Source organism: Endozoicomonas atrinae, assembly GCF_001647025.1.
Classification (GTDB): Bacteria; Pseudomonadota; Gammaproteobacteria; order Pseudomonadales; family Endozoicomonadaceae; genus Endozoicomonas; species Endozoicomonas atrinae.
Genome location: NZ_LUKQ02000209.1, coordinates 1 through 9,575, shown reverse-complemented (window position 1 = coordinate 9,575; position 9,575 = coordinate 1). Strand labels below are relative to the sequence as shown.

The 9,575-nt window shown below is 45.1% G+C and carries 9 protein-coding genes and 1 pseudogene; 4 read left to right on the top strand and 6 right to left on the bottom strand.

Features of this window, described 5'->3' with window-relative positions; all coding sequences use genetic code 11:
* Positions 1 to 107 precede the first annotated feature (107 nt).
* The gene (locus tag AK963_RS21335) at positions 108 to 998 is read right to left on the bottom strand and encodes a helix-loop-helix domain-containing protein (protein WP_066017444.1); all 891 of its coding nucleotides are present in this window, start codon (positions 996 to 998) and stop codon (positions 108 to 110) included.
* A 280-nt stretch (positions 999 to 1,278) separates the two neighbouring features.
* Here AK963_RS21335 and AK963_RS21330 point away from each other — a divergent pair, with 280 nt between their 5' ends.
* Complete coding sequence (locus tag AK963_RS21330) at positions 1,279 to 2,568, top strand: pyridoxal phosphate-dependent aminotransferase (RefSeq protein WP_066017443.1); 1,290 nt, start codon at positions 1,279 to 1,281, stop codon at positions 2,566 to 2,568.
* Positions 2,569 to 2,593: 25 nt separating this feature from the next.
* Complete coding sequence (locus AK963_RS21325; protein WP_066017446.1) at positions 2,594 to 3,415, top strand: M48 family metallopeptidase; 822 nt, start codon at positions 2,594 to 2,596, stop codon at positions 3,413 to 3,415.
* On the opposite strand, the gene AK963_RS21320 is transcribed toward AK963_RS21325, so the two are convergent.
* From AK963_RS21320 to AK963_RS21305, 4 genes are all read right to left on the bottom strand, one after another.
* On the bottom strand, positions 3,412 to 4,785 hold the full coding sequence (locus tag AK963_RS21320) for a sulfurtransferase (RefSeq protein WP_139117572.1): 1,374 nt from the start codon (positions 4,783 to 4,785) through the stop codon (positions 3,412 to 3,414). The genes AK963_RS21325 and AK963_RS21320 overlap by 4 nt on opposite strands.
* 234 nt (positions 4,786 to 5,019) lie before the next feature.
* Positions 5,020 to 5,928 carry a sulfurtransferase gene (locus tag AK963_RS21315; protein WP_083232826.1) on the bottom strand — a complete coding sequence of 303 codons (909 nt, stop codon included), beginning with the start codon at positions 5,926 to 5,928 and terminating at the stop codon, positions 5,020 to 5,022.
* The gene (locus AK963_RS21310) at positions 5,921 to 6,610 is read right to left on the bottom strand and encodes a TVP38/TMEM64 family protein (RefSeq protein ID WP_066017441.1); all 690 of its coding nucleotides are present in this window, start codon (positions 6,608 to 6,610) and stop codon (positions 5,921 to 5,923) included. Before AK963_RS21310 ends, AK963_RS21315 begins: the two co-directional genes overlap by 8 nt.
* An 18-nt stretch (positions 6,611 to 6,628) precedes the next feature.
* Entirely contained in the window at positions 6,629 to 7,225 is a 597-nt protein-coding gene (locus tag AK963_RS21305; protein WP_066017440.1) for a carboxymuconolactone decarboxylase family protein, read from the bottom strand.
* A 238-nt stretch (positions 7,226 to 7,463) separates the two neighbouring features.
* Between AK963_RS21305 and AK963_RS21300 the strand changes: the two genes are divergently transcribed.
* Positions 7,464 to 8,447 (top strand): alpha/beta fold hydrolase, encoded by a 984-nt coding sequence (locus AK963_RS21300; RefSeq protein ID WP_066017439.1) that lies wholly within the window; start codon positions 7,464 to 7,466, stop codon positions 8,445 to 8,447.
* Between the two features lie 514 nt (positions 8,448 to 8,961).
* The gene (locus AK963_RS32330; RefSeq protein WP_139117571.1) at positions 8,962 to 9,264 is read left to right on the top strand and encodes a hypothetical protein; all 303 of its coding nucleotides are present in this window, start codon (positions 8,962 to 8,964) and stop codon (positions 9,262 to 9,264) included.
* Positions 9,265 to 9,423: 159 nt separating this feature from the next.
* On the opposite strand, the pseudogene AK963_RS35700 reads toward AK963_RS32330, so the two are convergent.
* A pseudogene (locus tag AK963_RS35700) lies at positions 9,424 to 9,575 on the bottom strand (IS256 family transposase); the annotation flags it as partial.

Below are 9,575 nucleotides of genomic sequence, written 5' to 3'. Positions count from 1 at the left end.
GAAAATCAACATCATTAAAACCTTCGGGTAGCTGTGGTCGACGAGACATCTGTTCTAGATAATGCATGGTAATGATGCCTAAGCATAGTTGGCGGCAGCTTAAGGATTTAGAAAATGCGATTGGTATTATTTGTCATCCTTTTAATGTTGCCAAGCATTTTTTGTATTTGAATTTTTTCAGGCTTTTCTTTGTGTTGAATAAAGTATAAGGCGTTAGCGAGTACATACTGACGTGTTGAGTCTTTTGGTATGCAGAGAATGATCTTGATTTTCTCTAAATAATGTTGCTCTATTGAACTTTTTTTTGTTCTTGTGGAGAGTGTTGCTATTTTTTTTTCTATAGTAGACTTTGGGTGTTTCTCTTGTCGGCAATACCTACTTGGCGACTGATCCTTCTTTCTTATCGCTCTTATTTCTTCAAGGCATTTCTCCAAAATGGCTTTAATGCTTGTTTTAGTGGTTAATTTTAAACATTCCTTTAAATGTTCTAATGATTTTTTTAGCTGATCTCTTCGCTCTCGTTCTAAATGGTTATGCCATTCTGTTTTGCTAAGACCATGTTGTAAATTCAGTTCAACTATCTTCTGCTTAGGTTGGAAGGAAGTGCCTTCACGTAAAGAAACGAGCTCAATACAGATGGTAATTATCGTTTGTCTTGATGTGGAATTGCTTACCCCTAATGTATCTCTCAAAGCTTGGTATAGCTTGGCTTGATGGTTTCTTCGTCTTTTTTCACTAAAATTGGCTCGTGTTCTTTTATCATCACCATGGTATTCTTCACGGCCTTCCGAAGCACTTGTAGAAGGTAATTCAGTTAATTTTGAAAAAGGGTGAGGCTCTTTGGCTGTTTTAACCAATAGGGTAGGTTCTGATAACAATAGCTTTCTCAGTGGCTCTACTTCTTTAACTCTTATTCTTGGTGAGCCAGTATCATAAGAGGTTGAGGCCATTTGCTGGTAAGGTTGTGATAGTGTTTTACCTGCTATTTTAAGATCCATTAAATGAGCCCTGAAGAAATAAGGTTTTGATTGTTGGGTTGGCACAGTGAAAGCTCATATTAGTACATTGGTTATTTTTGACCTGACATTTTGTTTACATAGTAAAAGCCGTAGCCTCTCTTTGAAAAAGTCCCAAATAAAAGTACGCTGGTAAACTAAGGGAGTGTTGCTGCTCAGGGTTCAAGAGACTATCGCAGTTGCACTAGTCCGCAAGGCTTCTGAATAAGTCTTGTTTTGATAAAGTGAGTTATGCGCCAGTCAGCGCAAGGATGCCAGAACCATGATTCACGAAAGCCAGCTTAATCATCGGGTACAAGCCCTTGAACCATCCGCAACGCTGAAAATCAATGAGCTTAGCCAGCAGTTGATTAAAGAAGGTCGAGATATAATCCGTCTTGGGCTGGGGCAGTCTCCGTTTCCAGTACCTGATATTGTCGTCAAAAGCCTTAAGAAGCATGCTCATGAAAAGGACTACCTGCCTGTTCGTGGGCTTCAGGCTTTACGCCAGTCGGTGGCGGATTATTACCAGCGAAGGGAGTGCCTTGAGATTGATGCGGATTCGGTTCTGATTGGTCCAGGCTCTAAAGAGTTACTGTTTAATATTCAGATGGCCTGTCAGGCAGAGCTGATATTGTCCGCTCCCAGCTGGGTGTCCTATGTTCCCCAAGCTCTCATGCTTGGGCGCAAAGTACGATACCTGCCGACAGAGATGGAGAATCAGTGGCAGGTTTCTCCGAAGCAACTTGAACAATTACCCCCACCTGGGGATGAGATAAGATTTCTTTTACTCAATTATCCTTCAAACCCAACGGGTTCAAGCTATGATCCGGATAGTCTGAAGGCTCTGGCTGATGTGGCCAGGAAACAGAAAATTATCATTATTGCTGATGAAATCTACGGTGAAACCCGTTTTGTTGGGCAACATTGTTCGATGGCTGGCTTCTACCCTGAGGGGACAATTATCAGTGGAGGGCTTAGTAAATGGTGTGGGGCAGGAGGGTGGCGCCTGGGGGCAATGATCTTTCCAAAAGAGCTGCGAAGAGTGCAGGACGCCATGGCTGTGATTGCCAGTGAAACTTTTACTTCAACCAGCGCTCCAATTCAGTATGCGGCGTGTACCGCTTTTTCAGAGAGTTCAGAGATCAATCTCTATCTTGAACGAAGTCGACAGGTCCTGGCATTGATCGCCCGTTTTATGGTGGATTCCCTGAGGGCTGTGGGGTTAAAAATGGCAGACCCAGTGGGCGGTTTTTATCTGTTTGTCAGTTTTGAGACATTCAGAGAGCAGCTGATGGCTCGTGGACTCAAAACCTCAGGTGAACTTTGCAATAACTTGCTATCAGATACCGGTATAGCAGTGCTTCCCGGTAGTGATTTTGGTTTAATGGCAGATCAGTTATTTGTCAGAATGGCGTTTGTAGACTTTGATGGAGGAAAGGCTCTTGCTGCGGTAGCAGAAGGGCAGTATGACCCAGATGTTTTTGTGCAGCAGTATTGCCCAAAATTGTATGAAGCATGCCAGCGCATAAAGCAATGGCTGGTATCATCAGGCAAAGACAATAAAGAATGAAATATTGAAGAAACAGGTAATGGGGATGAAGTGGTTAAAAGCTCTGGGCGTTAGCCTGTGTATTCTTCTGGCAGGGTGCCAGACGGTATCAACAACCAACTCAAGCACTATTGGTGTCCAGCGTGAGCAGAAAATGTTCTCCTTGCTCTCAGAAAGCCAGGTGAATGCCATGTCTGTCGAGGCTTACCAGGAAGAGCTCAAAAAAGCCCGGGAAAAAGAGGTGTTGAACCGGAAGTCTGAAGACGTTAAACGTCTGCGGACGATTGCTGACCGGCTGGTGTCTCATGTCGGCGTGTTCAGACAGGATGCCCGAAGCTGGAAGTGGGAAGTCAATCTGATGACGGATAAACAACTCAATGCCTACTGTATGCCTGGGGGCAAGATTATGTTTTATACCGGCATCATTGACACCCTGAAGCTTACCGATGATGAAATCGCCGCCATTATGGGGCATGAAATGGCCCATGCTCTGCGGGAGCATGGACGAGAGGCCATGTCTCAGGCGTATGCAGTTCAATTGGGACAGGATACCCTGAGCATTCTTCTGGGGGTCAGCCCTGAAGTAATGAGCATTGGCAGTACCGTAGTGAACTATGCACTGACACTGCCCAATAGCCGAACCAATGAGGCTGAGGCTGATCTTATCGGTCTGGAATTGATGGCCAGGGCTGGATACAACCCAAGGGCTGCTGTCAGCTTGTGGAAAAAAATGTCAGCGCAGAGTGGTGGAAGTGTGCCGGAATTTATGAGCACACACCCGTCCCACGATACCCGTATTAATGGGTTGAATGCCAATATTGTGAAAGTAGATCATCTCTACCAGCAGGCGATCAGCAAAACCAATTAACCTTTAGGGGCTATTGGATTGGTTGGGTCCATACTCCAGCCAATCCAGCCGTCGTCAAAGACACTGATCTGTTTCCAACCCATAAGATAAGCCGCAAAAAATGCTTCACTGGCACGCCATCCGGTGCCGCAATAAAAGCTTACTTCCTTGTCTGCGGTAATCCCTTTTTCCTGCCACATTTTCTCAATCTCTGTCCATGAGCGCATGGTGTCATCAATGTCCTGATAGTTGAGCATGTCATAAGCACTGTCACCGTTTTCCAGTAAAACAGAGCCCGGAATATGGCCTGCTTTGCTGTATCGGAAATAACCGGATTTCTCACCGTTAAACTCTTCCGGGGTCATTACACTGGCCAGAATGCTATCCGGATCGTTCATCAGTGCTTTAACCTCAGGAATGTTGATGACCAGGTCATCACTTTCTGGAACCTGAAGTGTCGTATGTGCTTTAGGAACAGGGCTATTTACTGTGGTTTCCAGGTTATAACCCTGATCTTTCCATGCCCGTTTGCCGCCATTAAGTACCCGCACATCGTTAACTCCTGCATAAAGGAGAGCTACCGCTGCTCGGTATGCCCCCATGGCCAGCTCATCGGCATACACAACAACCAATGTATTTCTGTCAATACCATATTGAGCAAGCACTTTAGCCAGTCGGTTATCCGGTATAAAATTCCATGAAGGGGTGCCCTGGTTCCACTCAATTTCACGGGTGTCGAGATAAATAGCCCCGGGAATGTGCCCTGAGCCATATTTGGACTGTTCATCGTAGCCCACTTCTAGAATAACCAGAGCCTGTTCTTGTTCTATTTCCTGTTGCTGTTTTAACCAGCGTGGGTAAACCAGCTTATGATATTTCGGAAGAGTCGCGGTTTCATTCCCAGCATCGCCCCATGCCTGAATACCACCAGTCAGTCGATAAACCTCTGTATAACCCAAGCGTTTCAAACCCTGGTAGAGCGTGCTGGCATCGCCATCATTCTGATCATAGATAACCAGTGTTTTATTTCTGTTGATGCCTTTTTCCATTAAGAGCTGGTCTTGATCTGCTGGTGAGCCTGCCAGTTCAAGCCAGTGAGGTTGAAAGCTGACGGCATTTTTTATATGGCCCTGTTTAATACCCTCACCAGCAGGCCAGCCGTTGAAGAAGTGATCTGCCCTGGCATCAATAATGACCAGTTTCATGGCGCTTTCCTGCCATTGCAGAAGTTGGGATACGGTGATCTCTTCCATGGGGAAATGGGTATCTTCCTGATTGATTATTCGACAACCAGTTACGTTGGTGATGAAAAGAAAGGATACAGAAAAGAGTATTACACACAAGCAGAGTGCAAAAGCAGAGTGCAGAACGCGCTTTCGAGGTTCTAACAAGGGTTGTCTCCTGTTGGTTCAATGGCAACAGCAAGAGGAGGCTTCCCGAGAAGAGACTACCCTACTGCGGTGACAGAAAATTGGTCTAACAATCCGTGTTTGTTCGGCAAATAGAACCACTATTCAACTCACAAAAACGAATTGTTAGCCTCAATTTTCTGCCGTCCTCGTTACGGGCACTATTCTCGGACAGCCTCCTGAGTTTTCAAGAAAACAAAGACAGTCTTTAAGATGTCATTCAATCGGTGTGTAGGATAACGCAGCCCAATGATAAAAAGAGGGCGTATAATTCCTGACATTGGTGTAGCCAGCCGCCTTTAGCACCAGCACCATATGAGCGGACCGGATACCGGCAGTACAGTAGACCACAATTGGGCTGGCCTTTTTAATATCCAGGTCAGATAACATTTTATTGATGTCATCAAAGGATTTTAAGGTTCCACTTTCTGTGAGCAGCCGTTGAAATGGTAAGCTCACTGCCCCAGGCAGATGTCCTTTCCGCTGCTCACCAAGGTCGATTTTACCGCGAAATTCTTCTGGTGATCGTGAATCAATAACGCGAAATTGTGAGTAGTCTCTGTACAGGGCTTTGGTGTGAATGGTGGATGAAGAATCTCGGCGGGTTATTTCATAATCACTTTTGGTATTGAAGAAGGTTGGGATGATGGTGGTTTTCAGTCCTCTTGCTTTCCAGTGAGAATAGCCTCCATTTAGAATGCGGACATTTTTTAATCCTGCCACGTGCAAGCTCCAGGCAATCCGGCCATCTTCCCCCCACCCTTGATGAGCATCTGCATAAACGACAATATTATCGGTTGAACCCAAGCCAATCTTCTGTATCTGGTGTTCGAGTTCCTTATTGTTAAGCAAGGTTGCCCAGGTCTCGCTCCCGGCTTCACCATTCATATCAGAAAGGGATTGCCATTGAACTGACCGGGCTCCCGGGATATGTCCTTTGAGATACTCAGAGTGTTCTCGGGCATCAATCAGAAGGTAATTGTTAAGATTGCTGGCCACCGTTTCTGCACTGATAAAATAGTCTTCTGGCAACGCATATAATGGCCTCAGGGGGAGGAGTAGCAGCAAGGCAAGAAATGAATACCATCGAGTGTATTTAACAGAAAGCAGTGATTTCCTACGCATCGGTTGCAGTCTCAGACTCCCGGAAATAGACGGACTTCAGGAAAAAGATCAGTACAGTTATCGCAAACAGTGTTAATAAACCCATGACGGCAAGACGGCTTCCACCGGTCAACATTCCTCCAACATAAGAATAAATCAGTGTGGCTGGTAGTTGTCCTATACCCGTAGCCACGAGAAAGTGTCTTAATTTCATCGAGGTCAGGCCAGCACCATAGCTGACCAGGTCAAAGGATATAAAAGGCAGAAGTCTTGCAATGAGTATGGTGTATTGGCCATGTTGGGAAAAAAAGCGGTCTACCTGATCAAGGGCAAAGTGACTGGTCAGTCTGGCCACGCCCTCCCGCCCAAACCAGCGTGAGAGAAAGAAACACAGGGTGGCTGCGATCATGGCGCTGCCCCAGGAGAGCAGTGCTCCCTGCCACCAACCAAATATGGCAGCATTGGCAAACGTAATCATAAAGGCGGGCAGGGGGGCTGCTACCGCCTGAACGACCATCAATAGTCCTGAAACCAAGGGTGCCCATACGCCAAAGACAAGAATGTAGGAACGTACCTGCTCAATATCCAGAGATGAAAGGATGTGGATCATCTCGAACAACCACTCTCGGGCTGGTGGAATAGCGAGAACAGCAGCAGTGATCAGCAGAACTATCAGTGGTTTGGTAATGGATTGAATAGTCATTTCACGGTTTCTGTCGTTTTAGGCGTTGTGATCTCCGCCTTGCTCATCAGCGTTTTCAGAAGATGTTTTTTTTTCAGGGATCTTGCAGAAACCTTCGGCAGGAACATCCAGAGCCGCGTTGAATTTGCTGGACATGTTCTGAAAAGCAATCAGCCCTGTCAGTTCAACAACAGCGTCATTATTGAAATGCTCTTTTACCCGTTTCATCAGCTCAGGAGTGACCTGGCGGTCGCTGTAAGTCACTGCTTCTGTATACTCCAGGGCAATACGCTCCTGTTCGCTGAAAAGATCTGAGTGTTGCCAGTTATCCAGTGCTTCCACTTTATCCATACTGCCCGCACGTTTCGCCAGGGTCATGGCATTGACGTCAACACAGAACGCGCACCAGTTAACCTGAGATACTCTGACTGTCACCAGCGATCGTAGTTCCGGTGAAAGGGGCGATTTTTTTCGATCCAGAACGCCATAGAGTGCAGCGACAGCGGCAAATAATCTGGGGACTCGTGCCCATAACAACCCTGGCTTAAGGACTTTTCCATAACGCCGCTTCTGGCTCCAGAAGAAAGGTTTTAGCCACCAAGGGTAAGAGTGAAGAGGTTTCTCCGGTACGTACATGGCTGATTCCCAGCTTGCAGTTCCATAGTAGGTCAATCGATGTTGGCAGGAAAGACGGATATCTACAAGGCTGCAGAGGGCTAAATCCTTATGTATACCGTGAGTCCGTGACGTAAGTCAGCAGTTTTTTATTTGCAGGTCATTGTCCAGTTGGGTTTGTGACGATGAGCGTTTAGTAAAAAGGTACTCAATAAAGCCTTGTCTATATTTCTGAACAGGTTAACTCAAGGGGATACTGATGCAGGCGGATACGTTTTCGATACACCACTTCAACACCAATGGAATCACAGTCAGGGCTGTGGTAGAAGGCTCAGGTCCACTGGTGATTATGGTACATGGCTGGCCTGAACTCTGGTATTCATGGCGACACCAGATTCAGCCGTTGGTAAATGCTGGCTACCGGGTTATGGCTCCGGATGTTCGGGGATATGGCGGAAGTGATAAGCCGTACCCAGTTGATGCGTACGACATGATTCAGCTAACCGGTGATCTGATAGGCCTGATAGATGCACAGGGTGAGCAGCAGGCAATTCTGGTTGGCCATGACTGGGGGGCTCCAATATGCTGGAATACGGCAGCATTATACCCTGAAAGAGTTTCTGCCGTTGCGGGGCTGAGTGTGCCCTATATGCAGCGGGGAGAGATTTCTGCAATCGCGCTTTGGGAGCAGTTGTATCGGGGCAAGTTTTTCTATCAGCTTTACTTTCAAAAAGAAGGTGCAGCTGAAGTTGAGCTGGAAAAGGATGTAGCCAAATCTCTCAGAAAAATGTATTACGCTATTTCCGGTGAAGGTCTTACAGAACATAGTTGGGAGCAACTCATGGCATCTAAAGGACCTGATGATGGCTTGCTGGATGGGCTTGTTGACCCATTCCCCTTGCCAGGATGGTTAACGGACGATGATTTGCAGTATTTTGTGCAGGCCTATCAAACGAGTGGTTTCAGAGGTTCACTTAACCGTTACCGAGTGCAACAAAGAGACTGGGAGTTATTACCTCAACTGTCTGAACTGACGGTTAATCAGCCCAGCTGCTTTATAGCGGGTTCGCAGGATATTGTTCGCAGCCTGATTCCCGGGGTGGATCTTTATGAACATCCAGGTATGAGCTGCACAGACTTCCGGGGAGCAACCATTATTGAAGGTGCCGGTCACTGGATCCAGCAAGAGAGGCCAGATCAGGTAAATCGTGCGCTGCTTGATTTTTTCTCTCGGCTTACCTAACAGTTAACAGTAGATCTTGGTATTGATAGTTGAGCCGGGTTTCAAAAATGAGGAGGGGCTGCAAATATGAAGCAGATTAGGGATAGTTGCGGGTAAAAAAATATTTCGTAGTCCCTTAAAAGCAAAGATCTATTTTTAGAGTGAATAGGGTTTAAAAAAATCCTATCTTCTATAAAATAATGTTAGAAAGTGGTTTTAATGCGGCAGCTTAGCATTGTCAGGGTAAGAAGCTGGATTATTCAATAGTTTCGCATCGAAAAAAAATGTTCAAATTCTGAAAACAACCTTTTTTATCAAATTATCATCGTAAATCCAGCTGTTTGCAGGCTTCTCAGGTTATTAGTGTGTGAATCACGATAATATCAATCTGTTTAAATGTCTAGTTTAAGGGGTTTTCATGAAAAAGATGCAAGGAATCGATATTTTTTCGTAATTTCAAATAGTTACACTATGTTTTCTGCTTGGCGTATCATTCGACTATTATTAAAAGATAAGCAGATTAAAGGGAATTAAAATGCCAGTTAATAATAGAAGTATTGGATATGATGCTGCTGGGCGCAATCTTAGGCGGATGCCACGTAATCCCACTAGGCAAGATAAAGCTATTTATGATAATGCAAGAGCTAATGAAAGAGCAAAGGCCGCAAAGAAAAGTGCTCAAGCCAGAGGGAGATACATCAAACCAGAATCGTCTGCAAGAAAGACAGAAGGTATGAGTAATGAAAAAAAACATAATAATGATAACTCATCATTATCGATTAAGGATCGAATGATTGAAAGGTTAAATAAATTTTTAAATTTCATCTGCGGTGACTGACTTGGAAATCATGATGTTGGTTTTGGCGGATTATCTTGAAGTGATTGTTTGGCAAGATGATAGTGATTAATTAATTACTACTAATTATAAATGTGTAAATTTTAAACTGGTATAAATGACGAGCCTGTAAATAATTCTGTGTAAACGCCACCAAAACTATTACTCCTTGAACCGGTCAGGAAACATAATTTCAAACCGGTTCATGGCTGCTTTCCAGTTCCTGATCGGCATGGTCCATTTCTCGGAAGCTTTTTCCATGGCCAGATAGATTACCTTCATGACTGACTCATCAGTCCGAAAAATCTTCCGGT

What these genes read in the sequence shown, in the direction of transcription:
- AK963_RS21335 (WP_066017444.1), bottom strand. Translation starts at nt 998, where the DNA reads ATGGATCTTAAAATAGCAGGTAAAACACTATCACAACCTTACCAGCAA.
- AK963_RS21330 (WP_066017443.1), top strand. Translation starts at nt 1,279, where the DNA reads ATGATTCACGAAAGCCAGCTTAATCATCGGGTACAAGCCCTTGAACCA.
- AK963_RS21325 (WP_066017446.1), top strand. Translation starts at nt 2,594, where the DNA reads ATGAAGTGGTTAAAAGCTCTGGGCGTTAGCCTGTGTATTCTTCTGGCA.
- AK963_RS21315 (WP_083232826.1), bottom strand. Translation starts at nt 5,928, where the DNA reads ATGCGTAGGAAATCACTGCTTTCTGTTAAATACACTCGATGGTATTCA.
- AK963_RS21310 (WP_066017441.1), bottom strand. Translation starts at nt 6,610, where the DNA reads ATGACTATTCAATCCATTACCAAACCACTGATAGTTCTGCTGATCACT.
- AK963_RS21305 (WP_066017440.1), bottom strand. Translation starts at nt 7,225, where the DNA reads ATGTACGTACCGGAGAAACCTCTTCACTCTTACCCTTGGTGGCTAAAA.
- AK963_RS21300 (WP_066017439.1), top strand. Translation starts at nt 7,464, where the DNA reads ATGCAGGCGGATACGTTTTCGATACACCACTTCAACACCAATGGAATC.
- AK963_RS32330 (WP_139117571.1), top strand. Translation starts at nt 8,962, where the DNA reads ATGCCAGTTAATAATAGAAGTATTGGATATGATGCTGCTGGGCGCAAT.